The organism is Janthinobacterium kumbetense (assembly GCF_023703445.1).
In the GTDB taxonomy this organism is placed as follows: domain Bacteria; phylum Pseudomonadota; class Gammaproteobacteria; order Burkholderiales; family Burkholderiaceae_D; genus Janthinobacterium; species Janthinobacterium kumbetense.
The window spans coordinates 340,097-366,374 of sequence record NZ_JAMQGR010000001.1; the positions used below are offsets into that span (position 1 = coordinate 340,097).

A 26,278-nucleotide genomic window follows, 5' to 3' on the forward strand; every position below is an offset into this window, starting at 1 on the left:
GAAACAACATGAACAAGGCCTCACCTTCCGCTCCCCACGACATTGCGCCCGCCATGGTGCTGCTGCTGGCCATCGCTTCCGGCCTGATCGTCGCCAATCTGTATTACGCGCAAACCCTCGTCGGGCCCATCAGCGCCTCCACGGGCCTGTCGGCCAAGGCGGCCGGGCTGATCGTTACCCTGACGCAAGTCGGCTATACCCTGGGCCTGCTGTTTGTCGTGCCCCTGGGCGACTTGCTGGAAAACCGCCGCCTGATCGTCACGGCCTTGCTGGTGACGGCCACGGCCCTGGTGGCGGCGGCCCTTTCCACGGGCGCCATCGTGTTCCTGGCAGCCGCGCTGGCCATCGGCCTCGGGTCCGTGGCGGCGCAAGTGATCGTGCCGTTTGCCGCCCACCTGTCGCAGGAAGCGACGCGGGGCCAGACGGTGGGCAAGGTGGTCAGCGGCTTGTTGCTGGGCATCATGCTGGCCCGTCCCGTCGCTTCGCTGGTGGCGGCCCATGCGAGCTGGCACGTGGTGTTTGGCGGCGCCGCCGTGCTGATGGTCTTGCTGGCGCTGGTGCTGCGCCGCGCCTTGCCCGTGCGCCAGCCCGTGTCGAGCATGCGCTATCCGGCCTTGATGGCCTCGCTGTGGCATTTGCTGCTGGGCACGCCCGTGCTGCGCCGCCGCGCCGCCTATCATGCGGGCCTGTTCGGCGCCTTCAGCCTGTTCTGGACCGTCACGCCGCTGGTGCTGTCCAGCCCCGCGTTCGGCCTGTCGCAAACGGGCATCGCCATCTTCGCCCTGGTGGGCATGGCGGGCGCCGTCGCTTCGCCCATCGCCGGCCGCCTGGCCGATGCGGGCCACACCTTGCCCGCCACGGCCGCCGCGCTGGCGCTGGGTGTCGTCGCCTTTGCCTTGCCGATGCTGGCGCCCGAGTCGAAACACGTGGCGCTGGGCTTGCTGGTGGTCGCTTCCATCGTGCTCGACATGGGCGTGGCGGCGAACCTGGTGCTGGGTCAGCGCGCCATCTTCAGCCTGGGCGCGGAAGTGCGCGGCCGCCTGAACGGCCTGTATTTCGCCCTGTTCTTCGCCGGAGGTGCAGCCGGCTCGGCCATCGGCGCCTGGGTGTATGCCAGCTATGGCTGGCAAGCAACTTTGCTGACCGGCATGGCGTTTCCGGGCTTGGCCCTGCTGGTATGGCTGGGAGAATTTCTGCCGCTGGCCGCGCGCCGCACGGCTTGAAACCCTGATGGCGGCTCGTTATCACTGGCGGCTATTTCTATCATCATGAAGATAAAGTGGCGTGATATGCCGCGATGCCGCAAGATGCACTTGTCTCCTCTATCTCCTCCAAGGAAATAGATTCAGCCCGCTTCCGTAGCGGGCTTTTTTTTTTGTCTTTTCAGATTAAATCACCACCAGATCGAGCGCGCGCATGAAGTTCGCCGCCTGCGCATGCGTGATGACGGCGCCTTTCAGCAAGGACGCTTCGCTCAATTTGAACCCGTCGATATCGGCGCCGCGCAAGTCCGCGCCCTGGAACTTTGCCAGTTTGATGGTGGCGTTGCGCAGGCTGCCCCCTTCGAAGACGGCGTCGCGGAAGTCGCAGCCGGCCAGGTAGGCGTCGGAAAAGTCCAGCTGCTTTAATATTGCCTTGCGGAACGAGAAGCCGCGCAGGTCGGCGCCCACCAGCAGGCTGTCTTCGAAGGTGAGGCCCAGGTGGGCCACTTCCTCGAACGAGGCGCCCGTCAGCTTGCAGCCGCGGTAGGTGGCCGAGGCCAGCTTGGCGCGCCGCCATTTTGTGTTGTTCAGGTCGCAGCCTTCAAACGTGGCGTCGACGGCGTCGACGGATTCGAAATCGGCGCTGCCCGCGCGGCAGCGGCGCCAGGTGCTGCGCGCCAGTTTGCTGGCGAACAAATTGGTGTCGGCAAAGGTGCAGCGCTCGAAGGTACAGCCCTGCAAATCGAGGCGCGACAAGTCTTCGCCGTCGAACGCGCAATCGATGAAGTGGCGCACGGGCAGGGCCAGCTGCTGCTCGATGCCGGCGCGGTCCAGGGTTATGTTGCTTACTGCGGTATCGTGTGTTGCCATCCGTTTTTATTCCTAATCAAAGCAGGGGAGGGATGGAGCGGCGGGAAAATGCACGAACCAGAACACCTCCCCGGCTGGTGTAACAGCCAAGGGTCAGCGCCGTGGGTCCGCGTGGGCGGGAGCATGCCGGACGGTGCCGGGCACTTACCGGGTTACCAACCGGTGCGCTCATTTTCGATCAGCGCGTATTGTAGCTTGTCCGAATCGGCCTTGCCAGTTCTTGCGAAGCCGGGTTAGTATCGTTGCAGGCGCAGCCACTGCGCCAACGTCGCTCGGACGGATCCGGGCGCTTACGTACAGAGATAACCATGACCGACAGCCAAGCTCCGCGCAGCTTTTCGCGCATCAATCGCCTTCCCCCCTACGTTTTCAATATCACCGCCGAACTCAAGATGGCCGCGCGCCGCCGTGGCGAGGACATCATCGACATGTCGATGGGCAATCCCGATGGCGCCACGCCGGCCCACATCGTGGACAAGCTGGTCGAGACGGTGAAACGCCCCGACACGCACGGCTATTCCGCCTCCAAAGGCATTCCGCGGCTGCGCCGCGCGATTGCCCACTGGTACAAGAAGCGCTACGAGGTCGACATCGACCCGGACAGCGAAGCCATCGTCACCATCGGCTCGAAAGAGGGCCTGGCGCACCTGATGCTGGCGACCCTGGACCGTGGCGACACGGTGCTGGTGCCCAATCCCAGCTACCCGATCCACATCTGGGGCGCCGTCATCGCGGGCGCCGATATCCGCTCCGTGCGCATGGGGCCGGGCGTGGATTTCTTTGCCGAACTGGAACGGGCCATCCGCGAAAGCTACCCGAAACCGAAGATGATGGTGCTGGGCTTCCCGTCCAACCCCACGGCGCAATGCGTGGAGCTGGAATTCTTCGAAAGAGTCGTCGCGCTGGCGAAACAGCACAATATCCTGGTGGTGCATGACCTGGCGTATGCCGACATCACCTTCGACGGCTGGAAGGCGCCGTCCATCATGCAGGTGCCGGGCGCGCGCGACGTGGCCGTGGAATTCTTTACCATGTCGAAAAGCTACAACATGGCGGGCTGGCGCATCGGCTTCATGGTGGGCAATGCGGAACTGGTGGCGGCCTTGGCGCGCATCAAGAGCTACCACGACTACGGCAGTTTTACTCCAGTGCAAGTGGCGGCCATCGCCGCGCTGGAAGGCGATCAAAGTTGCGTCACGGAAATCTGCGCCCAGTACCAGCGCCGCCGCGACGTGCTGGTGAAAGGCTTGCATGAGGCGGGCTGGATGGTGGAAAAACCGAAGGCCTCGATGTATATCTGGGCGCATATCCCGCAAGCGTATCGCCACCTGGGTTCGCTGGAGTTTGCCAAGCTGCTGCTGCAAAAAGCCAGGGTGAGCGTGTCGCCCGGCATCGGTTTCGGCGAATACGGCGATGAATACGTGCGCTTCGCCCTGATCGAAAACGAGGCGCGCGTCCGGCAAGCCTTGCGCGGCATCAAGAATATGTTGCGTTCCGGCGACGCAAAAACGGAAACGGCCACGTAAAAGTTGCCGTATGGAATTGTCTGTTGCCCCTAATATCACTGCCGCGTATTTCTGACATCACGAATATAAAGTGGTTTTATATGCTGCAACGCGGCATCATTCATTTGTCTCCTCTATCTCCTCCAAGGAAATAGATTCAGCCCGCTCCCGCAGCGGGCTTTTTTTTGCCTGTCGTTCCGCACGATTATGCGTCGCCGGCACCCGTAAACCGCCGCACCGCCACCTCCCACTGCTGCATCCGGCTGGCCGCCTGGTCGCGGCCGATGGTGGGCAGAAACGTCCTGTCGGCGCGCCAGTGCGTTGCCAGCTCGTCCACGCCACGGTACTGGCCGATGGCCAGGCCCGCCAGGTAGGCCGCGCCCAGGGCCGTCGTTTCGATCACTTGCGGGCGCACGACGGGGATGCCCAGCAAGTCGGCCTGGAATTGCAGCAGCAGGTTGTTGGCGCAGGCGCCGCCGTCCACGCGCAGCTCGGTGATGGGCGCTTGCGCGTCGCGCGTCATGGCGCCCAGCAGGGCGGCGCTCTGGAAGGCGATCGCTTCGAGCGCCGCGCGGGCGATGTGGCCCACCGTGCTGCCCCGGCTCAGGCCCAGGATGGCGCCTTTCGCCGAGGGCACCCAGTACGGTGCGCCCAGGCCTGTAAACGAGGGCACGAAGACCACGCCGCCCGAATCGGGCACGGAGGCGGCCAGGCCTTCCGCTTCGCCCGCGTGGCCGATGGCGCCCAGGCCGTCGCGCAGCCACTGCACCACGGCGCCGCCGATGAAGACGCTGCCTTCGAGCGCATACGCGGGCTGCGCGCCCACCTGGCAGGCGGCCGTGCTGATCAATCCATGCTGCGATTGCGCGCACTGTTCGCCCGTGTTGAGCAGCAAGAAGCAGCCGGTGCCATAGGTATTCTTGGCCATGCCCGGCGTAAAACAGGTCTGGCCGAACAGCGCCGCCTGCTGGTCGCCGGCGATGCCGCCGATGATGACGGGGCTGCCCAGCACCGCCGCATCCGTTTCGCCATACACGTGGCTCGAAGGGTGGACGGACGGCAGCAGGCTGGCGGGAATGCCCAGCCAGTCGAGCAGCTGGGCGTCCCAGCAGCCTTCGTGCAGGTTCCACAGCATGGTGCGCGAAGCATTGGTGACGTCGCTCACGTGCAGGCGGCCGCCCGTCATCTGCCATGCGAGCCAGGTATCGATGGTGCCGAAGGCCAGTTCGCCGCGCATGGCCCGCGCGCGGGCGCCGGGCACGGCGTCGAGTATCCAGCGCAGCTTGGTGCCGGAAAAATACGGGTCGAGCACCAGGCCCGTCTTCGCATGGATGGCGCCGGCCAGGCCCCGCGCGCGCAAGTCCTCGCACAGGGCCTCCGTGCGGCGGTCTTGCCAGACGATGGCGTTGTAGACGGGTTCGCCCGTGGCGCGGTCCCATACCACCGTCGTTTCGCGCTGGTTGGTGATGCCCAGCGCACCGAGGGCGTCGGCCTGCAAGCCCGTCTTGGCCAGCACTTCGCGGCAGGTAGCCAGCTGGCTGTGCCAGATTTCCATCGGGTCGTGCTCGATCCAGCCCGGCTGCGGGAAGAGCTGGCGAAATTCGCGCTGCGCCACGGCGACGATGGCGCCCGTTTCATCGAAGACCATGCTGCGCGAGCTGGAGGTGCCCTGGTCGAGGGCCAGCAAATACGTCATGCCGCCACCTCTTGCGCCGGATGGGCGGCCAGCCACTGCTGCAGGCGCGCCACGTCGGCCGGCGCGCAGCGCAAACCCAGTTTGCTGCGGCGCCACAGGATGTCGTCGCAGCTCCTGGCCCATTCCACTTCGACCAGATAGCACGCTTCGGCCTCGTACAGGCCGGGCGCCAGTTGCGCGCCCAGGTCGGCCATCGACGTGGCGCCCGTCAGCAGGCGCGCGGCGCGGCTGCCATAGGCGCGCGCATAGCGGCGCGCCAGCGCAGGCGGCAGCCAGGCGTGGTCGCGCTGGAAGCGCGCGAGGAAACCGTCGAAATCATGGCTGTCCACGAGTCGATTCGCCTGCTGCAGGTCGCCGCCGGGCAGGGGCGCATGGGCCGTCCAGGCCGGAGAAGCATTGTCCAGCAGGGGCGCCAGCAGGCCCAGCGCCTCTTCGGCCAGCTTGCGGTAGGTGGTGATCTTGCCGCCCCAGATATTGAGCAGGGGCGCGCCCGTCGCCGCTGCGCCGCGCGCCACTTCCAGCAGGTAGTCGCGCGTGACGGCCGACGCGTTCTGCGCGCTGTCGTCGAGCAGGGGGCGCACGCCGGAATACGTCCACACGACGTCGGCGGGGCCGATTTCGCGCTTGAAATAGCGGTTCGCCGCCTGGCACAGGTAATCGATCTCCGCCTGGCTGATCTTCACCTGGCTCACGTCCCCCTTGTATTCCTCGTCGGTGGTGCCGATCAGGGTAAAGTCATCCTGGTAAGGGATGGCGAAGATGATGCGCTGGTCCGGGTTCTGGAAGATGTAGGCGTTCGGGTGCTCGAACAGGCGCGGCACGATGATGTGGCTGCCCTTGATCAGGCGCAACCCCTGCGTCTTGCCGCCGCCGGCCGCGCCGGCAAATTGCGCCGTCCACGGTCCCGCCGCGTTGACGATGGCGCGCGCGCGCAAGGTCTTGCGCTGGCCATTCTCGGCTTGCAGGGTGGCGTGCCAGGCGTCGCCGTCGCGGCGCGCGTCGACGCAGGCCGTGCGCGTGAGGATATGCGCGCCGTGTTCCTGCGCGTCGAGCGCGTTGAGCACCACCAGGCGCGCATCGTCGACCCAGCCGTCGGAATACACGAAGCCCTTGCGGTAGCCGGCCTTCAGCGGCGCGCCCGCCGCATGGCGGTCCAGCGCGATGCCTTGCGAGGCGGGCAGGAAGGCCCGTTTGGCCAGGTGGTCGTACAGGAACAGGCCCGCGCGTATCATCCAGGCGGGGCGCTGGGCGGCATCGTGCGGCATGACGAAGCGCATCGGCCACATGATGTGCGGCGCGGCGCGCAGCAGCACTTCGCGTTCCTGCAGCGCCTTGCGCACCAGCTTGAATTCATAGTATTCGAGGTAGCGCAGGCCGCCGTGTATCAGCTTGGTGGAGGCGGACGAGGTGTGCTGCGCCAGGTCGTGCTGTTCGCACAGCACCACGCGCAAGCCGCGGCCGGCCGCGTCGCGCGCGATGCCGGCGCCATTGATGCCGCCGCCGACGACCAGCAGGTCGCAGTCGGCGGGCAGGGAGGAAAAGCGGGAAGCGGACATGGAAGGTTCGTCTCGTAAAAAAAGGTAAACAGTGAAAAGGCGCCGCCTCAGGCGGCCAGGGCCAGCACGGGCGGCAGCACCAGGGCCAGGCCGGCGATCAGCAGCAGCACGAAGACGGCGCGGCGCACGTGCTCGATGGGCAGGCGCGAAGGGTGGCGGCGCGCCAGCCACGTCAGCCCCGTCACCAGCGGCAAGGCTTCCAGGGTCAGCCACAGGGCCGTCAGGCTGAACTGGCCATGCGCCAGCACGAGGGCCAGGCGCAGTACGGCATTCGCGGCAAACAGCACGATCAGCGAATGGCGGATCACGTCGGCCGGCCATGGCTGGCGGTACAGGTGGTACACCATGGGAGGGCCGGCGCTGGCGAACAGGCCGCCCATCACGCCGGACACGCCGCTGAAAAACAGGAAGGCGGGCAGGCCGGATTGCCGCCGGCGCGCGCTGGCGCGCAGCACCAGCATGCATGCGCAGACGACGATGGCGCAGCCGAGCAGGAAGCGCAGCAGGGTCACCTGTTGCGCGCTGAACCAGCCCAGCAGGGCCACGCCCGCGCCCACGCCCAGCAGGCTGACTGCCAGCGAAGGGCCGAACACGGGCCAGGCCAGCTGCGGGCGCGTGCGGCCAAACGTGATGGCCGCATTCACCAGCACCAGCACGCTGACCACGTTGGCCACGTCGCCCAGGCTGGCCAGGTGCAGTACGGCCGTCAAGCCCAGCAGGATCAGGCCGAAAGCAAAGCCCGTCAGGTTCTGCGCGGCGCTGGCCAGCGCCACGCAGGCCAGGAACAGCAAGTGCGACGCCACGCTCATGCCATGCTCATTTCGCCAGCGACAGGAAGAAATCCTGCTGTGCGCAACCGCGCCGCACGAAGACGGGCGGCTGGCCCAGGGGAGCGTCGACTTCCATGCGCTGGCCGCCTTCGAAGACGGCACCGCTCCACAGGTGGATCCAGGCGTCGCCCTGCGGCAGGTAGGCGCTCCAGCGCGCAGCACCCGCCGCATGCACGGGCGCCACCAGCAGGTCGGGACCGAACAGGTACTGGTCCTGGATGGCGTAGGTGGCGCGGTCGTGTTCATAGTGCAGGAACAGGGGGCGCTGCAGCGGCAGGCCGCGCGCCACGGCATCTTCGGCCAGGGCGCGGATGGTGGGCGCCAGCGCCACGTGCAGCCGCGTCATGCGGGCGAAGTGCTGGAACACCTGTTCATCCTGGTAAAACTGGAAGTTTTCGTCCGGGCGGTTGCCTTCGTGCGTGCGCATCATCGACGTGAAGACGGCCATCTCCGTCCAGCGCTGGAACAGTTCCGCCGTGCGCAGGTTGCCGAACAGGCTGGTATAGCCGCCGATGTCGCTGTGGTGGTAGGCGTTGCCCAGAAGGCCGGACGACAGGGCGCCGCAGATCACCGTCTGCAAGCCGTCGTGGCGGCTGAAGTCGACCGACTGGTCGCCGGCCCACAGCAGCGGGCAGTGCGCCTGCACGCCCGTGTAGCCGGCGCGCATGAAGAAGGTGGCGTCGCCCGTCTTGCCGGCCGCCTCAATCGCGCGCGCATTGACTTCGGCCCACAGGGTCGGCCAGGCGTTGTGCATCAGGCGCGCATCGACGCCATTGTGCAGGCGCAGGTCGATCGGCAGGTATTCGCCGAAATCGGCCATCCAGCCGGACAGGCCGAAGTCGAGCATTTCCTGGCGCAGGATGCGTTCCTCGAACCACAGCGCGGCTGCCGGGTTGGTGAAGTCGACGACGCCGCAATCGAATTCGCCGAAGTCCACCAGGTAGGCGCCGCCATCGGTGGCCGTGGCCAAAAAGCCCTGCTGCAGCGCTTCCTGGTACAGGGTGCCGTCGTTGCATAAATACGGATTGACGTAGCCGAGGAAGCGGATGTCTTGCCTGGCCAGGTCCGCGATCCAGTTTTTCAGGTCCGGATAGCGCTGCGGCTGCCAGCGCCAGTCCCAGAACAAACGCTTGCCGAACGACGTCTGGCGCAAGCCCACCCAGTCTTCGCACCACAGGGCGCTGACGGGCAAGCCGTGTTCCTGCGCCTGCGCGAGGATGGTGCGGGCATGCTCTTCGCCGCCTTTCAGGCCCAGCATGGCGCCATTTTGCAGCCAGGCGGGCAATTGCGGCTGGCGGCCGAAGCGTTGCGAGACGACGCCGACCAGGTCGACGAAGGAGTCGGCCAGCATGAATTCCAGGCGCTCGGGCATGGCCCAGAATTGCAGCTCGTGGAAGTCCGGCTGGCGGAAATCGAAGTCCGCATACGCCGTCGTCTCGGCATGCAGGCAGTAGCGCTGCGACGAGATGAAGCTCGGTTGCGGATAATTCGTGTGATAGTAGTCGCCGCCCGATTTCGACGTCACGTCCGCCTGCCACGTCAAATGGGTCGACTTGTCGCGGCCCACGCCCGGCTCCGACGTCCACAGGGGGAAGTGGCGGCCGCGCAGGTCGAAGTACGACATCTGCTCGCCGCAGCCCCATACATGCTCGTCCTGTTCTGCTGGCAGGCGCAGCCACAGCCGGTTCCAGCCCGGCGCCGCGTAGCGCACCACCAGGTGCACGCCATGCGGCGCCGCTTGCACGGCCAGCACCAGCTGCGGCGTGTCGCCCGCATGGCGCGCAAAGCTCAGGGTGGCGCTGTCGCCGCCCTGCGTGACGGCCAGCGCGCGCAGGGCGCTGCGCTCCTCGACGTAATCTTCGATTTCGAAGTTACCTCGGTACATTTCCATGCTTTCGCGGCCCTGGCCGACGAACACGCATGGCGCATCGGCGCCGTGGCGCAGCAGCAAGCGGCCGGCGCAGCGCAGGGCGACGCTGTCATTTTCCTGGTGTAGTGTGTACTGCATGACGATCAACTCCTGTGAAAACCGGCCGCCCGCATGGTGGGTGTGGGGCGGGCCGGCGGTGCCTCAACAAATAAGCACTGAATTAAAAGACGAGGAACATGCCGGCGGTCAGCTCGACGGGGCTGTAGCCGAAGTAGTTATTGTCCCCCCGGAACTGCAATACGCCCAGCTTGGCGTGGCTGTTGTTGGCGATGCGCGTGGCGTACGCGTAGAACGACAGGGTCGGCTGGAAGTTGTACAGGTAGCCCAGCGAGTAGGCCGTCGACGTGGGTTTGCCCACGCCATCGCCCGTGTTGGTGCCGAAAGCGCCTTTGGCGTTGGCGCCGTCATAGCTGATGTGCGCCAGGCTGCCCTCGATGCGGTGCTTGCCGAGGTCGTAGGCGCCCGAGACGCCGAAGGCATCGGCCGCATAGCCGCCCGCGTTCGACACGCGGTAGGAGGTGTAGGAGCCGCCCAAGGTAAAATCGTTCCACTTGTAGCGCGCGCCGACGATGTCCGTGACCTGGTTGCGCTTGAGGAAGTTCGGCGTGCCCCCAGTGCTGATGTCGTTGCTTTGCAGGTAATCCATGTGCGCATAGCCGAGGAACAGATCGCCCTTCTTGTACAGCACGTTGGCGGCCCAGCTGCGGCCATCGTTTTCCAGGTCGGTGGCGGAAGACGCCTGCTGGCCGGCCGAATATGACACTTCCGCAGAAATGTTGTTCCAGGTGGGGCTGCGGTAGCGCAGCGCATTGCCGTAGAACAAGGCCGTGCCCGAGTTGTTGCCGGCCAAACTCGTCGTCTTGCTGGCGTTGTTTGTCACGGGGTCTTTCAGGTAGCGGCCCAGGGATTCGGGCCGCGTGAGCGAGAACAGGGCGCTGAAGTCGTTGGCGCCGTAATTGTGCGCCGAGGCCAGGTCGGCGCCCAGCGAGACCCAGAACGGCGCCATGTACATGGTGCCGCCTTCGATCGAGCCCCAGGTGGTCGAGGCAAAGCCGACGGTGGAGCCCCGGTTGAACAGCACGGATGAGGTGGTGTTGTTTTGCGTGCCGCCGCCCGCATTGCCGTTGAACAAGTTCAAGCCCGTCTCGACGCCGAAGATGGCCTTGTACTCGTCGCTGAAGACCCAGGCGCCCGTGAGGCCCAGGCGGCTGGCCATCTCGCCCTGGTTCAGGCGGTGGTTGGTCAGCTGGCGCCCGCTGGCATCCTTGCCGCGCGACACCGTATAGCCGATGTCGCCACGGCCGTACAGTTTCCAGTTGAAGCCGGTGGCGGGCTGCATGGGGGCCGCCACCGTTGCCGGTGCGGCCGCCATCGCCGCCGCCGGTGCGGGTTGCGCCGCTTTCGCTTCCATCTGCGCCACCCTGTCCTGCAACTGCGCCAGCATGGCCTTCATGTCGCTGAGTTCGTCAGCGCGTGCGTTAGCGCTAACAAATGGCGCCGCGAGAAGCACGCCGGTGATGGCCGCGGCCAGGGTGGTCTTGCGGAATGTCGTTTGCATGATCTTGTCTCCTGTGTTTTTTATGAGTATGGTTGCTGATCCCTGCCTTGCTTACATTGAAATAATCAAATTCCTCCCATGCACAAGTATTTGATATCGAGGAAGTCGTCCATGCCGTAGTGCGAGCCTTCGCGGCCCATGCCCGAATGCTTGACGCCGCCGAACGGCGCCATTTCATTGGCGATCATGCCCGTGTTGATGCCGACCATGCCCACTTCCAGTTCTTCCGCCACGCGCCAGACTCTGCCCAGGTCGCGGCTGTAGAAATAGCCGGCCAGGCCGAATTGCGTGGCGTTGGCCATGGCGACGACTTCCTCTTCGCTGCCGAAACGGAACAGCGGCGCCAGCGGGGCGAAGGTTTCCTCGGTGGCCACCAGCATGTCGCTGTTCGCCTCGAGCACCACGCTGGGCTCGAAAAAGCTGCCGCCCAGCGCATGGCGCTTGCCGCCGATGGCCAGCTTGCCGCCCTTGGCCAGCGCGTCGGCGATGTGCTGCTCGATCTTGCGCACGGCGTTTTCATCGATCAGCGGGCCTTGCGTGACGCCTGCTTCGGTGCCGGCCCCCAGTTTCAGCTCGGCGACCTTGGCCACCAGGCGGGCTGCGAAGTCGTCGTAGATGCTGTCCTGCACGTAAATGCGGTTGGCGCAGACGCAGGTCTGGCCGCTGTTGCGGTATTTCGACATCAGCACGCCTTCGACAGCCGCGTCGATGTCGGCATCCTCGAAAACGATGAAGGGCGCGTTGCCGCCCAATTCCAGCGACAGCTTCTTGATCGTGCCGGCTGCCTCGCGCGACAGCCAGGCGCCCACTTCCGTCGACCCCGTAAACGTGATCTTGCGCACCAGGTCGTTGTGGCACAGTTCCGTGCCGATCGCCTGCGCCGCGCCCGTCACCACATTGAAGACGCCAGGCGGCACGCCGGCGCGCAGCGCCAGTTCGCCCAGGGCCAGGGCCGACAGCGGCGTTTGCGACGCCGGTTTCAGGACCATGCTGCAGCCGGCCGCCAGGGCGGGGCCGGCCTTGCGCGTGATCATGCCGTTCGGGAAATTCCACGGCGTGATGGCCGCGCACACGCCGATCGGCTGCTTGATGACGACGATGCGCTTGTCGTTCGACGGCGGCGCGATGACGTCGCCATACGCGCGCTTGCCTTCCTCGGCGAACCATTCCAGGTAGGCCGCGTTCGAAACGATCTCGCCCTTGGCTTCGGCCAGCGACTTGCCCTGTTCCGTGGTGAGTATCAGCGCCAGGTCGTCCGCGTGCTGCAAAATCAAGGCATGCCAGGCGCGCAGCACCGTGGCGCGCGCCTTGACGGTCTGCTTGCGCCACAGCCGGAAGGCCGCATGCGAGGCGGCGATGGCGCGCCGCGTCTCGGTCGCGCCCATGCGCGGCACCGTGGCGATCACTTCGCCCGTGGCGGGATTGGTGACGGCGATGGTGGCGCCGTCATCGGCGTCGCACCAGGCGCCGTCGATCAGGCATTGCTGTTTCAACAGGTTTGCGTCTTGCAGGTTCAACATGAGGGTTCTCCTTGAAGATGAATATGTTTTAGAACGCATAACAAAACCGTAGCGAGCGGCAGCGAGTTGTGGCCGAGAAGCGGAGCTGTGCGAATGCACAGTGAGCATCGGAAGCCGCAAATCGCGACGCGCAGTAGGTTTTTTCGCGTTCTTAACCAGCGACTGAGACTTGGGCGAGTCCCGCATCGACGATGATGTTCTGTCCCGTGATGCCGTCCGAATCGTCGGCCGCCAGGAACAGGGCCGTGCGGGCCACGTGGCCCGCGTCGAGCCGGTATTTCAGGCATTGCAGTTCGATGAAGCGGCGGTCCTCTTCCGGGTCGCGCCACAGCGCGGCCTGGCGGTCGGTGGCGATGGCGCCCGGGGCGATGGCGTTGACGCGGATATTCTGCTCGCCCAGTTCGCGCGCCAGGGTGCGCGACAGGCCCGCGATGCCCGCCTTGGACGTGGTGTAGCCGACCAGGTTGGGGCGTCCGCGCATCCATGAAATGGAGCCCAGGTTGATGATGGAACCGCCGCCGGCGGCCGCCATGCCGGGCGCCACCTGCTGGATGGCGAACACGTGGTGTTTCAAGTTCAGCGCCAGGCAGTTGTCCCAGTATTCGGGCGTCAGTTCGGCCAGCGAATGGCGGTCGTCGCGGCCCGCGTTGTTGAGCAGCACGCGGATGGCGCCAAAGCGCGCCTCGACGTCGGCCAGGCTGGCCTGGTAGGCGGCGATGTCGCGGATGTCGCTATATACAAAATAGGGTGCGTGCCGGCACACGGGCGCCAGGCGCGCGGCCAGGGCGGCGCTGGCGTCGCGGTCGATGTCGCAAAAAGCCACTTGCGCGCCTTGCAGGGCGAAGTGCTCGACCAGCGCAGCGCCGATGCCGGAGCCGCCGCCGGAGACGAAGACCACGCGGTCCTGCAGGCTGGGGTAGAGAGTGATGTTGGCGTTCATGCTGTCCTCAGGGTGAATATCCGGATATCAATCCTGGTAAAGGGGTTCGGGGCGGCCGGCCACGTCCAGGCGCACGGCAAAGAGGCCGCCGGCCTGCGGCTGGCGCGCCAGTTCGTCGTCGCTTGCGCCTTCGCGCGCGCTGGTGATGTACAGGGTGCGCAGGTCGGCGCCGCCAAAGGCGATCATGGTGGGGCGCGTGACGGGCACGCGCACGATGCCGATGATCTCGCCCTGCGGCGAAAAGCGCAGCACCCGGCCGCCTTCGTATTGCGCGCTCCAATAGCAGCCTTCGGCATCGAGCGCCGCGCCATCGGGGCGGCCGCCGTACACGGCGTCCTCTCCCTTGGCGGGCAGGCGGGCAAACACTTTGCGTTCGCCCACCTGGCCGCTGGCCGCGTCAAAGGCGAAACGGTAGATTACGTGGTTCGGCGTGTCGGACTGGAACAGCGATTGGCCATCGGCAGCGAAGGCGAGGCCATTGCTGACTTTCACGCCAAGATCCTGTTGCGGCCCCCAGCCCAGGCGCGTGGCGCCCCTTTCCAGGCAAAACATGGCAGCCAGTTCCGCCGTGCGCGGTTCGTACATGGCGCCGGCCCAGAAACGCCCCGCGCTGTCGCAGCGGCCATCGTTGAAACGCATGTCGCGGCTGTCGTAGGGGGCGTCGGCCAGCTTGTCGAGCAAGCCTTCCTGCGGATAGAAGCGGTAGAAACCGTCGCGCAGGGCTGCCACCAGGCCGCCCTTTTCAGCCAGGGCGATGCAGCCCGGCTCGCACGGCACCCACCAGACGCGGTCGAGGCTTGTGGCCGGATCGTAGCGGTGCAGGCGGCGCCCGGCGATATCGATCCAGTACAAACACTGCTCGGCCACGCTCCACAGCGGGCATTCGCCCAGCTGGGCGCGCGCATCGAGCACGAGTTCAGCTTGCCATTCACGCATGCTGGCTCTCCTCGATGGCCAGGCGCATGGCGATGTGCAGGCTCTCGCCGGGCGCCAGCAAGCGCATGCCGGTGTCACGCGCGCCGCGCGCGGCCAGCGCAAACGCGTTATTCGCGTGCGTGACGGGTTCGATGGCGATGAAGCTGCGCTCGTCGTTGGGCGCGAAGCACACGAGGTGGCGGCAATTCTCGCTGGCCGACAGCTGCACGCTGTAGTCGCCGTAATCGAGGCTGGCGCGGCCCGTCCAGCCGCTGTAGCAATGGTCGCTGCGCCAGCCGGCCACGGGCTGCGGCGTGGCGAATGGCGACGCCTGCGCCACGGGCGCGAGGCCGGCCGGCAAGTGGTCATCGCCCATGCTCCACACGCCATCCCATTGCGCCTGCAGGCGCAGGCCGGGCGCCAGCGGAAAGTAGGGGTGAAAACCCAGGCCGGCGGGCATGGCGCGCGTATCGTCATTGCGCACGGATAAAGTCAGGCGCAGGCCGGCAGCGTCGAGCAGCACGGTTTGCCGCGCTTCGCAGGCGAACGGCCAGTCGGCGTCGCCGCCGTGCACCAGCAGCAGTTCGGCGCTGTCGTCCGCACGCGCCGCAACGTGCCAGGCGCGCTGCCAGCCGAAGCCGTGGATGCTGTGCGGCTCGGGCGGGAAGTTGGCGCGCAGCGCATGCGTCTGTTCCTGCGCCTGCAGCACGGCGTTGCCGATGCGGTTCGAATACGGCACCAAAGGGTAGCAGGCCATCTGCCGCACGTCGGCAGCGGCTGGCGCGGCGCGCAGGATGTCGCGCCCGCGCCAGCGGAAAGCCGCCAGCGCGCCACCCGTGGCCGGGTGGACGTCGGCGCGGCAGTCGCCGTGCGCCAGGGTGAAGGGAGACTGGTGGTCCATTCTCAGCCCTTCAAGCCGCCCGAGGTCAGGCCGCTGACGACCTTTTCCTGGAAGATCACGATCAGCACGACGATGGGCACGATGGCCACCACCAGTGCCGCCGAAATGATCGGCCACGGGAAGGCGAACTCGCCCTGGTACAACTGGATGCCGACGGGCAGGGTGCGGTAGGCCACGGCCGAATTCATCGACAGCGCCAGCAGGAACTCGTCCCAGGAATTTACAAACGCGAGGATGGCTGCCGTCGCCACGCCAGGGGCGGCCAGCGGCAGCACGATGCGCCACAGGGCGCTCAGGCGGGTGCAGCCATCGAGCATGGCCGCGTTCTCGATGTCGCGCGGGATATCCTGGAAAAAGCTCACCATCATCAGGGTGCAGATGGGCAGGTTCAGCACCGTGTACGGCAGCACCAGCGCCCAGTAGGAGTTCAGCAAGCCCAGGCTGCGCATGATTTCGAACAGCGGCACCATCAGGGTCACCAGCGGGAACATCGACACGCCGATGATGGCCGTCAGGATCAGGCCGCGGAAGCGCAGGCGCAGGCGGGCAATCGCATACGCGGCCAGCGCGCTGATAAACAGGCTGAGCAGGGTCGACAGGCCGGCCACGATCAGGCTATTCGTCAGGAACGTCAGCAGCGGCTGGTCCTGGAAGGCGGAGATGAAATTGCCGATGGTCGGTTCGTGCGGCCAGTAGGTGATCGGCTTTTGCGTCAGCTCGCTCTCGGTCTTGAGCGAGGTAAACAGGATCCACAGGGCGGGGAAGACGCCGTTGAGGATGACGATCGCGGCGGCGAACCAGCGCAGGCGCTTCGATGAAAACAGGCCGCTCATTCTTTGTCTCCTCTTACATATTTCAGATACACAAACGTGGTGGCCATCGACAGCAGGAACATGAAGACCGCCAGGGTCGAGCCGTAGCCCACGTCGAGGTAATCGACGGTATTGGACTGGATGTACATGGCCAGGGTCTTGGTTTCGTCGCCAGGGCCGGGCATGTTGTACGGAATATCGAAGGACTGGATGGCCGTCAGGGTGCGGAAGATCAGCGCCACCAGCATCGATGGCACCAGCAGGGGCAGGGTCACTTCCGTAAATTGCTTCCATTTGCTGGCGCCGTCCACTTCGGCCGCTTCATACAGCGAGGCGGGGATGGTTTGCAGGCCGGCCAGTAAAATCAGGGCCATGAACGACGAGGTTTTCCAGATGGTCGTGATGCAGATGGCGGCCATGGTCAGCGCGGGCGAATTGAACCAGATCTGCGGCTCCCAGCCCAGGCCGGGGATCAAGAGGTCGATGCGGCGGATGATGTCGTTCACCAGGCCGTATTCGCTGTGGAAGAACCAGGCGAAGATCAGGCCGACGAAGGCCAGCGGCAAGGCCCACGGCAGCAGCAGCGCCAGGCGCACGGGCCAGCGGTACTTGAACGGCATGTTGGCCAGTATGGCCAGGCCCAGGCCCGCCACCAGCGCGCCCGGTACGGTGACGACGGTGATGATGACGGTGTTTTTCAGCGACTTCCAGAACAGCGCGTCTTCCAGCGCCATCTTGTAGTTGTCCAGGCCCACGAAACTGGGCAGGCTGCCGCCGGACAGGCGGATGTCGAAAAAGCTGTTGTAGATCAATTTGCTGACCGGGTAGGCCACGATCAGCAGTAAAAAGAGAATCGCCGGCGTCAGCAGGACCCAGGCCAGCGTTGTTTCGCTGGGGTCCGTGATGCGGCTTTTCAGGGTGCGTTGCCTCATGATTTCCTCGTCTGTTCCGGTGTGCGTATGCGTGTGCCGCCCGCGCCGCCGTCGTGGCGGCACGGGCGTGATCCCCTTAGCGCAGGATGCGCTTGACGCGGTTTTCGATCTCGCCCACGGCCGCCGCCGGCGTCTTCACGCCCGCCATCACGGCATTCGTGTTGACGCGCACGGCTTCGGACACTTCGCTGTAGCGCGGCGTGACGGGGCGCGAGCGGGCGCTTTGCACCACCGGCAGGGCATCGGCGAACCAGCCATTGGCGGCCAGCACTTCCTTGTCCTGGTAGACGGATGGGTAGACGGGCAGGTTGGACGCCTTGATGGCCAGCTGCTTGGACACTTCCGGGCTCGACAGCCAGCGCACCAGCTTGGCGGACGCTTCCTTGTTCTTCGAGAACGAGGACACGGCCCACTGCCAGCCGCCGATGCACGAGGCCGGCTTGCCGCCCGCCATGGCCGGCAGGCTGACGACGCCTACCTTGTCTTTCACGCTGCTGTCGGCGCCATCCTGGAAGTGGTTCCACGCATAGCCCCAGTTGACGGCGAACAAGACATTGCCTGCCTGGAACTCCTTGCGCGTATCGTCGGTGGCCACTTCGGCGATGTTCTTTTTCGCCACGCCCTGGTCGACCAGCTTGCGCCACATGGCCAGGCCCGCTTCCGCCTTGGGCTTGTCCAGGGTCAGCTTGCCGTTGGTGACCAGTTCGCCGCCCTGGCTCCAGTACGGCAGCAAAAAGGTGCAGACGGCGCCTTCGATGGCCTTGCCCTGGAAGCTGATGCCTTGCAATTCCGGATTCTTTTCGCCGGCCTGGATGGTGCGCGCCACGCTGGCCAGCTCATCCCAGGTTTTCGGCGCCGCCAGCTTGTACTTGGCCAGCAAGTCCTTGCGGTAGTAGAGGAACATGGCGTCGGCAAAGGCGGGCAGGGCCACGACCTTGTTGTCGACCATATTCGCTTGCTTGTAGGCGGGCAGGTACTGGCCCATGATCTTGTCGCGGTCGGCGCCCAGGTATTTGTCCAGGCTTTCGATCCAGCCGGCCGACGCGTACTGGGCCGGGCGGATGATGTCGATCAGGAACACGTCCAGGGTGGTGTCGCCGGCCGACAGCACCGTGTTCAGGTATTTCTGCTGCAATTCGGACGTGGCGCCGCCCGTTTCCAGGTCGATCTTGACGCCGGGATTGGCGGCCATGAATTTGGCGAACAGTTCGCGCATGACTTCGGGGCGCTCCTGGCCGCCGACGAACACCTTGACCGTTTGCGCGTGGGCGCTGGTGGCCAAGCCGGTGGCAAGGACGAAAGTGGCGCCGAGCGCCAGGACGAGGGATTTGATACGCATGATGTTGTCTCCTGTTTTTTTGGAATGGGTATGCCGGTCGTTCGCGGCTTATCGGGAGGGCAGTACCGCGCCCCCTTGCGGATCGAACAGATGGAATTTTTCCATGTCCAGCTGTACCGTTACTTGCTGTCCCGGCGCCAGGGCGAAGGTGGGCGGCAGGCGCGCCGTCAATTCGCCCCCTTCGCACTGGAAGATGACCAGGGTTTCCGCGCCCAGCGGTTCGACCACCACGACTGTCGCGGCCAGGGCGGCGCTGGCGGGACTGGCCGCTTCCAGCGTGATGTCTTCCGGGCGGATGCCGAATTCCACGGCGCGGCCGTCGAGCTTGCCGCATGCGGCCTGGCGCTCCGGCGGCAGGGCAAGGCGCGCCGCGCCCAGCACGATCTCGGCCAGGCCGGCGCCGTTGCGCGCCACCTTGGCGCCGAGGAAGTTCATCGGCGGCGAGCCCGTGAAACCGGCGACGAATTTCGACACGGGTTCGTTGTAGATCTGGTCCGGCGTGCCGACCTGCATGATGTTGCCGCCTGACAGCACGACGATGCGCTCGGCCAGGGTCATCGCCTCGACCTGGTCATGCGTGACGTAAATGGTGGTGGCGCCTATGCGCTGGTGCAATTTCTTGATTTCCGTGCGCATTTCCGAGCGCAGCAGGGCGTCCAGGTTCGACAGCGGCTCATCGAACAGGAACAGCTTGGCCTGGCGCACGATGGCGCGGCCCATGGCCACGCGCTGGCGCTGGCCGCCGGACAGGGCGCGCGGCTTGCGGTCGAGCAAGTGGTCGATTTTCAGGATGGCGGCGGCGGCGCGCACGCGCTGTTCGATTTCCGCCTTCGGGAACTTGCGCAGTTTTAAGCCAAAGCCCAGGTTGTCGAACACGGACTTGTGCGGATACAGCGCATAGTCCTGGAACACCATGGCGATATCGCGCTCGCGCGGCGGCAAGTCGTTGACGACCTGTCCCTCGATGGAGATGGTGCCGCCCGTGATCGATTCCAGGCCCGCGACCATGCGCATCAGTGTTGATTTTCCGCAACCCGAAGGGCCCACGAAGACGACGAATTCGCCTTGCTTGATTTCCAGGTCGATGCCATGAATGACTTCGACGCCGTTGTCGTACTTCTTGACAACCTTTTCCAGTTTTACACCTGACATGCTTGTCTCCAAAAGATGCGAATGACGCGTCTGAGCGCGTTACGTGCGTTGCAACAATGTGTTGCAACAGAACAATTAGTAGGCGCCCGTGTCGAGGGCTTTCGCCAGCGACGGTTTCAGGGCCGTGATAAAGGCATTGGCCTGGCGCATCATCATGCCCATGTCCGAAGCGATGGCCACGTAGTCATAGCCGTAATGGATGAAAGTGTGCACCATTTCCGGCGAGGGGCCGACAATGCCGATGGGTTTGCCGATGGCGCGGGCGCGGCGAGCCGCGTCGGCAATGGCCGCCTGCACGTCCGGGTGGCCGATGTTGCCGATATGGCCCATGGCGGCCGACAGGTCGCCAGGTCCCACGAACAGGGCGTCGACGCCATCGACGGCGGCGATCTCTTCCAGCTGCGCCAGGGCGGCCGGGGTTTCCAGCTGGATAATCGAGAAGACGGCGCCGTTGGCGCGCGTCGCGTAGTCGGGCACGGTGCCATAGCGGCTGGCGCGGTGCATGGCGGCAAAACCGCGCGTGCCGGGAATGGCCTGGCCCGGTTGCGGATAGCGGGTGGCGGCCACGGCGCTGCGCGCCTCGCCGGCGTTTTCCACGAAGGGGAACATCAGGGTTTGCGCGCCGATGTCGAGCGCGCGCTTGATCTGCACCAGGTCGTTCCATGCCAGGCGCACGACGGGGCAGGCCGGCGTGCCGCCCAAGGCTTGCAGGATCTGGTAGGCATCCTGGTAATCGATGGGCACGTGTTCCATGTCCAGCACCAGCCAGTCGAAGCCGGCGCAGCCCATGGCTTCGGCCGTGACGGGCGTGCCGGCCATCAGCCAGCTGCCCAGCGGTACTGCGTTGTCCGCCAGCAAGGCGCGGAAAGGGTTGTCCAGGATATCCATAGTTGTGCTCTCTAATAGGTAGGGAAGGCGGCGGCGTCAGAAAATCGGCGGCTCCGGCGTGGCGGCGTTGCCCAGCAAGAAGTCCAGGTCGCAGCCCTGATCCGCCTGCGTCACGTGCTCCATGTACAGCTTGGTGTAGCCGCGCGCATATTTCTGCGCCGGCGCCTGCCACTCGGCGCGGCGGCGCGCCAGTTCCTCGTCCGTCACATCCATGTTCAGGCTGCGCGCGGCGATGTCCAGTTCGATCATGTCGCCGTTGCGCACGAGGGCCAGGGGGCCGCCGACGGCCGCTTCCGGTGTGACGTGCAGCACGCAGGTGCCGTAATGGGTGCCGCTCATGCGCGCGTCGGAGATGCGCACCATGTCGCGGATGCCCTGCTGCAGCAGCTTTTTCGGCACCGGCAGATTGCCCCATTCCGGCATGCCTGGCGCGCCGATGGGGCCGCCATTGCGCAGGATCAAGACCGTGTTTTCATCGATATCCAGGTCGGGCGCGTGGATCTGCGCCAGCATTTCCGCGTTCGAGTCGAACACGAGGGCGCGTCCCCGGTGTTTGGCGAACTTCGGGTTGGCGGCCGACGGCTTGATGACGGCGCCGCCGGGACACAGGTTGCCGCGCAGCACTGCCAGCGCCGCGCCGTCGGCCACCGGCTGCGACACCTTGCGGATGACGCTGTCGTCGAGGCAGACGGCGTCGGCGATGTTCTCGCCCAGGGTACGGCCCGTCACCGTCAAGGCCGTCAAGTCCAGCTGCGACATGATTTCCTTGAGCAGGGCCGGCATGCCGCCCGCATAGAAGAAATCTTCCATCAGCTTGTCGCCGGATGGGAACAGGTTGGCGATGACGGGCACTTTTTGCGCCATCGCATCCATTTCATCGAGCGACAGGGCCAGGCCGGCGCGTCCGGCGATGGCGACCAGGTGGATGGCCGCGTTGGTCGAGCCGCCGAGCGCCATGTAGGCGGCCACGCCATTCGACAGCGCGGCGCGGGTGAAGAAGCGCGACGGCTTCAAGTCTTCCCACACCATGCCGACGATGCGCTCGCCGCATTGCGAAGCCATGCGCACGTGGTTGGCGTCCATGGCGGGAATGCTGGTGGCGCCCGGCAAGGTAAAGCCCATCGCTTCGACGATGGACGTCATGGTGGACGCCGTGCCCATGGTGTTGCAGGTGCCGGGCGAGCGCGTCATTTTCGCTTCCAGCTTGATCCACTCGGGCTTGGCGATGTCGCCGGCCACGTAATCGTCCCAGAATTTCTTGGTATGCGTGCCCGCGCCCACGCTCTGGCCACGGTAGCGGTCGTTGAGCATGGGGCCGGCAGGACAGAAGATGGCGGGGATGTCCATGCTGATGGCGCCCATCAACATGCCGGGCGTCGTCTTGTCGCAGCCGCCGAGCAGCACGGCGCCGTCGATGGGTAGCGAGCGCAGCAGTTCTTCCGTTTCCATGGCGAGGAAGTTGCGGTAGATCATGGTGGTGGGCTTGACCATCACTTCGCCCAGCGACAGGGCCGGCAGTTCGACGGGGAAGCCGCCGGCCAGCAGGATGCCCCGTTTGACGGCTTCGGCCCGCTCGCGCAGGTGCGAGTGGCACGGCGACAGGTCGCTCCAGGTATTGATGATGGCGATGACTGGGCGGTCGAGGAATTCCTCGCGGCGCAGGCCCATCTGCTGCAGGCGCTGGCGGTGGGCGAACGAGCGCATGTCGTCTGGGGCCAGCCAGCGCTGGCTGCGCAGGGATTCCAGCGTGCGGCGGGAGGTAGCGGAGCTCAATGTGTGTCCTTTTTGGTTGCCTGGCGCGCTGCGTATGGCGTTCCAGTGCTGCTGTCTCGGGTCTTGTCTGTCGCCGTTGTTAGCGCTAACATTGCAAGTACAGCGAAATATAATTTGAATCGCAGGGGGCTGTCAACAGATTTAATGCAGGGAGAATGCGCGCCGGCTGGCATCTTGCCGCGCGCAGCCATTACACTATCGGCATGATTTCATTGGCACCAATTTCCACAGTGGAATTTCTGCGGCCCGGCCGGTACGCCGCGGCGCAGCGGCGCCACTCTGGCATCCCCTGTGCCGCCGGCCATGGCATGATGCATGGTGATCACCGATTTTTGAGAAGGCAGTACCCATGAACGACCCAGTACGCAAGCGGCGTGGCCTTGGCCGCAGCACCGTGTTCGATGTGGCCAAATTGGCACAGACCTCGGCCATTTCCGTGTCGCGCTATTTCAAGGAGCCGGACCGCGTGTCGCAGGAAACGCGCGAGCGCATCAAGAGCGCCATCGACCAGCTCGGCTATATCCGCAACGAGGCGGCCGGCGGCCTCGCGTCGACTCAGGGGCGCATCGTGGGCGCCATCGTGCCCAGCGTGTCGAACTCCATCTTTGCGGAAACCATCCAGGGCTTGTCGACCACCTTGTCGCAGCACAATTACCAGTTGCTGCTGGCCACCCACGATTACTCGATAGAGACGGAAGAGAAGGTGGTGCGCGCCTTTCTCGGCTGGTCGCCGCGCGCGCTGGTGCTGACGGGCGCCGACCACAGCGCCGCCACGGAAACCTTGCTGGCCGGCTTGCAGATTCCCGTCATCGAAACGTGGGATATCCGCTCCGAGCGGCCGTATCCGCAAATCGGTTTTTCGCATATCGCCACGGGGCGCGACATGACCTTGTATTTGCACGCGCAAGGCTACCGGCGCATCGTCTACGTCGACAGCGGCATCGGCAGCGATTTCCGCGCGCGCAAGCGGGCCCAAGGCTATGAGGAAACCATGCAGCAGCTGGGTTTGCGTCCGGAAATCGTGCAAGCGTCGGTGACGGCGCCGCTCGATGCGGGCGGGCAGGTATTCAGCGAGCAAATGGCGCGCGCCGAGCGGCCCGACGCCCTGTTTTTTGCCAACGACAACATGGCGGCCGGCGCCATCTATGAAGCGGCGCGCCTGGGCATCCGCATTCCCGAGCAATGCGCGGTGGCGGGCTTTGGCGACTTCCCGTTCTCGGAAAAACTCATGCCGGCGCTGACGACGATCCGCGTGCCCCGCTATGACATCGGCCGGCTGGCCGCGCAAGCCATCCTGCAGCGCCTGGGCGAAGTGGACGAGGGCGCCGCGCCGCCAGCCTTGGCGCCGCTGGCCTACCAGCTGATCGCGCGGGCCAGCGCCTGAGATGCCCTGGCTGCGACAGATATTGATGAATCATATTTCCATCATCACAACATGCAATTGGCTTGATATGCTGCGATGCGGCATCATTCATCTGTCTCCTCTACTTCCTCACAGGAATTAGATTCAGCCCGCTCGCGCAGCGGGCTTTTTTTTTGCCCCGCCTGTATTCGAGCACGTATTCACATGAGTATTAATAATGGATGTATGAAGTTTTACCATTATTTTTCATGGATGAAAGCCTCTATGATGTATTCATACTTCACTAGGAGGCACTACCGCCATGACCGTCACGACACATAATCTGGGCTACCCGCGCATCGGCGCCAAACGCGAACTGAAATTCGCCCTGGAAGATTACTGGAAGGGCGGCAGCACCTTGGCCGCGCTGGAAGGGCAAGGCGCCGAATTGCGCCAGCGCCACTGGCAAGACCAGGACGCGCTGGACCTGGCGCCCGTCGGCGACTTTTCCTTCTACGACCAGGTGCTGGACTTGAGCTTTACGCTCGGCAACCTGCCGCAGCGCGTGCGCCACCTGACTGGCGCGGCGCTCGATAACTATTTCCGCGTGGCCCGCGGCCGCTCGGCCAGCGACAGCGATTGCAGCTGCGTCCACGCCGGCGAAATGACGAAATGGTTCGACACCAATTACCATTACATCGTGCCGGAATTTTCGGCCGGCACGCAATTCAAGCTCGACAGCAGCCGCCTGTTGCAGCAACTGGCGCAGGCGCGCCAGCTGAACGTGAAGGCCAAGCCTGTGCTGATCGGCCCCGTCACTTATTTGTGGCTGGGCAAGGCCAAGGACGATTCCGACAAGCTGGCGCTGCTGCAAGGTTTGCTGCCCGTCTACGTGCAACTGCTGCAGGAACTGGCCGCGCAGGGCGTGGAGTGGGTGCAGATCGACGAGCCGATCCTCGTCACTGAACTCGACGGCGCCTGGCAGCACGCGCTCGTCACGGCCTACGCTGCCTTGAGCAAGGTCAACGGCGTCAAACTGCTGCTGGCCACGTATTTCGGCAAGCTGCAAGACAATCTGGCGCTGGCGTGCACGCTGCCCGTGCAGGGCTTGCACCTGGACGCCGTCAACGCCCGCGAGGAAGTCGAGCAAGTGATCGCCCAATTGCCAAGTTCCAATGTCTTGTCGCTGGGCGTGGTGAACGCCCGCAATATCTGGAAGACGGACTTGAACGAGGTGCTGGCGTGGCTGGAACCCGTGCACGCCAGGCTGCAGTCGCGCCTGTGGATCGCGCCGTCGTGCTCCCTGCTGCACGTGCCCGTCGACCTGGACAGCGAACAAAAGCTCGACACGGAGATCAAATCCTGGCTGGCCTTTGCCCGTCAAAAGCTCGATGAAGTACACACCATCGCCGGCGCCCTGAACCAGGGCCGCGCCTCCGTGCAAGCGGCGCTGGACGCGAATTTCGCCGCCGTGCAAGCGCGCCGCCAGTCGCCGCGCGTGCATAATCCTCAAGTCAAGGCGGCCGTGGCCCGCATCGACGCCAGCCTGGGCCAGCGCGCCAGCGGCTATGCCGCGCGCGCCGCCAAGCAAGCTGCATTGCTGCAACTGCCGCTGTACCCGACGACGACTATCGGTTCGTTTCCGCAGACGGCGCCAATCCGCCAGGCCCGCAGCCAGTTCCGCAGCGGCCAGCTGGACGAAGCCGGCTATAAACAGCTGATGCAGGCGGAAATCGCCCATTGCGTGCAGGAACAGGAAAGCCTGGGGCTGGACGTCTTCGTGCATGGCGAGGCGGAACGCAACGACATGGTGGAATACTTCGGCGAACAGCTGGATGGCTACACCTTCAGCCAGTTCGGCTGGGTGCAATCCTACGGTTCGCGCTGCGTGAAACCGCCCATTTTGTTCGGCGACATCAGCCGCCCGCGCGCCATGACGGTGGAGTGGAGCACCTATGCCCAGTCGCTGACGGACAAGCCGATGAAAGGCATGCTGACGGGCCCCGTCACCATCCTGAACTGGTCCTTCGTGCGCGACGACCAGCCCCGTTCCGTGTCGTGCCACCAGCTGGCGCTGGCCATGCGCGCCGAAGTGCAGGACCTGGAACAGGCCGGCATCCGCGTGATCCAGATCGATGAAGCGGCGCTGCGCGAAGGCTTGCCGCTGCGCAAATCGCAATGGGCCGAGTACCTGCGCTGGGCCGTCGAATCGTTCCGCATCACGGCCAATGGCGTGGCCGATGAAACGCAGATCCACACGCACATGTGCTATTCGGAATTCAACGACATCATCGCGCAGATCGCCGACATGGATGCGGACGTCATCACGATCGAAACGTCGCGCTCCGACATGGAATTGCTGGACGCCTTCGATGATTTTAATTACCCGAACGAAATCGGCCCCGGCGTCTACGATATCCACTCGCCCAACATTCCGAGCCAGGAACAGATGGTGACGCTGATGCGCAAGGCGGCCGAACGCATCCCCGCGCACCGCTTGTGGGTCAACCCCGATTGCGGCCTCAAGACGCGCGGCTGGAAAGAAGTCATTCCCGCGCTGGCCAATATGGTGGCGGCAGCGAAAACCTTGCGCGGCGACAAGGTTTGAGGATGGCGG

20 protein-coding genes are annotated in these 26,278 nt (G+C 65.1%); 4 read left to right on the forward strand and 16 right to left on the reverse strand.

Going from position 1 to position 26,278, the window contains the following annotated elements:
- Positions 1-8 precede the first annotated feature (8 nt).
- Positions 9-1,223 carry an MFS transporter gene (locus NCG91_RS01450; RefSeq protein WP_251348267.1) on the forward strand — a complete coding sequence of 405 codons (1,215 nt, stop codon included), beginning with the start codon at positions 9-11 and terminating at the stop codon, positions 1,221-1,223.
- Positions 1,224-1,388: 165 nt separating this feature from the next.
- Here the strand turns inward: NCG91_RS01450 and NCG91_RS01455 are convergent, their stop codons facing one another.
- Complete coding sequence (locus NCG91_RS01455) at positions 1,389-2,072, reverse strand: pentapeptide repeat-containing protein (protein WP_251348268.1); 684 nt, start codon at positions 2,070-2,072, stop codon at positions 1,389-1,391.
- Between the two features lie 308 nt (positions 2,073-2,380).
- Between NCG91_RS01455 and alaC the strand changes: the two genes are divergently transcribed.
- Positions 2,381-3,598 carry an alanine transaminase gene (gene alaC, locus NCG91_RS01460; RefSeq protein ID WP_251348269.1) on the forward strand — a complete coding sequence of 406 codons (1,218 nt, stop codon included), beginning with the start codon at positions 2,381-2,383 and terminating at the stop codon, positions 3,596-3,598.
- Positions 3,599-3,782: 184 nt separating this feature from the next.
- Here alaC and glpK read toward each other — a convergent pair whose 3' ends face one another.
- The 15 genes from glpK to araD form a co-directional block, all read right to left on the reverse strand.
- Complete coding sequence (gene glpK, locus NCG91_RS01465) at positions 3,783-5,273, reverse strand: glycerol kinase GlpK (RefSeq protein WP_251348270.1); 1,491 nt, start codon at positions 5,271-5,273, stop codon at positions 3,783-3,785.
- Positions 5,270-6,829, reverse strand: a complete 1,560-nt coding sequence (glpD, locus tag NCG91_RS01470) for a glycerol-3-phosphate dehydrogenase (protein WP_251348271.1) — start codon at positions 6,827-6,829, stop codon at positions 5,270-5,272. Before glpD ends, glpK begins: the two co-directional genes overlap by 4 nt.
- 47 nt (positions 6,830-6,876) lie before the next feature.
- Positions 6,877-7,638, reverse strand: a complete 762-nt coding sequence (locus NCG91_RS01475; RefSeq protein WP_251348272.1) for a TSUP family transporter — start codon at positions 7,636-7,638, stop codon at positions 6,877-6,879.
- Positions 7,639-7,645: 7 nt separating this feature from the next.
- Positions 7,646-9,667 carry an alpha-glucosidase gene (locus NCG91_RS01480; protein WP_251348273.1) on the reverse strand — a complete coding sequence of 674 codons (2,022 nt, stop codon included), beginning with the start codon at positions 9,665-9,667 and terminating at the stop codon, positions 7,646-7,648.
- An 82-nt stretch (positions 9,668-9,749) separates the two neighbouring features.
- Positions 9,750-11,147, reverse strand: a complete 1,398-nt coding sequence (locus NCG91_RS01485; RefSeq protein WP_251348274.1) for a porin — start codon at positions 11,145-11,147, stop codon at positions 9,750-9,752.
- 65 nt (positions 11,148-11,212) lie between these two features.
- Complete coding sequence (locus tag NCG91_RS01490) at positions 11,213-12,667, reverse strand: NAD-dependent succinate-semialdehyde dehydrogenase (protein WP_251348275.1); 1,455 nt, start codon at positions 12,665-12,667, stop codon at positions 11,213-11,215.
- 151 nt (positions 12,668-12,818) lie between these two features.
- Positions 12,819-13,607 carry an SDR family NAD(P)-dependent oxidoreductase gene (locus tag NCG91_RS01495; RefSeq protein ID WP_251348276.1) on the reverse strand — a complete coding sequence of 263 codons (789 nt, stop codon included), beginning with the start codon at positions 13,605-13,607 and terminating at the stop codon, positions 12,819-12,821.
- 27 nt (positions 13,608-13,634) lie between these two features.
- A complete protein-coding gene (locus tag NCG91_RS01500) occupies positions 13,635-14,543 on the reverse strand; it encodes an SMP-30/gluconolactonase/LRE family protein (protein WP_251348277.1) in 909 nt (302 codons plus the stop codon).
- Positions 14,536-15,423, reverse strand: a complete 888-nt coding sequence (locus tag NCG91_RS01505) for an aldose 1-epimerase (protein WP_251348278.1) — start codon at positions 15,421-15,423, stop codon at positions 14,536-14,538. Before NCG91_RS01505 ends, NCG91_RS01500 begins: the two co-directional genes overlap by 8 nt.
- Positions 15,424-15,425: 2 nt before the next feature.
- Complete coding sequence (locus NCG91_RS01510; RefSeq protein WP_034755232.1) at positions 15,426-16,256, reverse strand: carbohydrate ABC transporter permease; 831 nt, start codon at positions 16,254-16,256, stop codon at positions 15,426-15,428.
- Complete coding sequence (locus NCG91_RS01515; RefSeq protein WP_251348279.1) at positions 16,253-17,167, reverse strand: carbohydrate ABC transporter permease; 915 nt, start codon at positions 17,165-17,167, stop codon at positions 16,253-16,255. The genes NCG91_RS01510 and NCG91_RS01515 overlap by 4 nt, the downstream gene beginning before the upstream one ends.
- 76 nt (positions 17,168-17,243) lie before the next feature.
- Entirely contained in the window at positions 17,244-18,506 is a 1,263-nt protein-coding gene (locus tag NCG91_RS01520; protein ID WP_251348280.1) for an ABC transporter substrate-binding protein, read from the reverse strand.
- 48 nt (positions 18,507-18,554) lie between these two features.
- Complete coding sequence (locus NCG91_RS01525; protein WP_251348281.1) at positions 18,555-19,658, reverse strand: ABC transporter ATP-binding protein; 1,104 nt, start codon at positions 19,656-19,658, stop codon at positions 18,555-18,557.
- Positions 19,659-19,733: 75 nt separating this feature from the next.
- Positions 19,734-20,546 carry an HpcH/HpaI aldolase family protein gene (locus NCG91_RS01530; protein WP_251348282.1) on the reverse strand — a complete coding sequence of 271 codons (813 nt, stop codon included), beginning with the start codon at positions 20,544-20,546 and terminating at the stop codon, positions 19,734-19,736.
- 36 nt (positions 20,547-20,582) lie between these two features.
- Positions 20,583-22,250 carry an L-arabinonate dehydratase gene (araD, locus tag NCG91_RS01535; RefSeq protein ID WP_251349205.1) on the reverse strand — a complete coding sequence of 556 codons (1,668 nt, stop codon included), beginning with the start codon at positions 22,248-22,250 and terminating at the stop codon, positions 20,583-20,585.
- 418 nt (positions 22,251-22,668) lie between these two features.
- On the opposite strand from araD, the gene NCG91_RS01540 reads away from it, so the two are divergent.
- Both NCG91_RS01540 and metE read left to right on the forward strand, forming a co-directional pair.
- The gene (locus tag NCG91_RS01540; protein ID WP_251348283.1) at positions 22,669-23,703 is read left to right on the forward strand and encodes a LacI family DNA-binding transcriptional regulator; all 1,035 of its coding nucleotides are present in this window, start codon (positions 22,669-22,671) and stop codon (positions 23,701-23,703) included.
- 280 nt (positions 23,704-23,983) lie between these two features.
- Entirely contained in the window at positions 23,984-26,269 is a 2,286-nt protein-coding gene (metE, locus tag NCG91_RS01545; RefSeq protein WP_251348284.1) for a 5-methyltetrahydropteroyltriglutamate--homocysteine S-methyltransferase, read from the forward strand.
- Positions 26,270-26,278 lie beyond the last annotated feature (9 nt).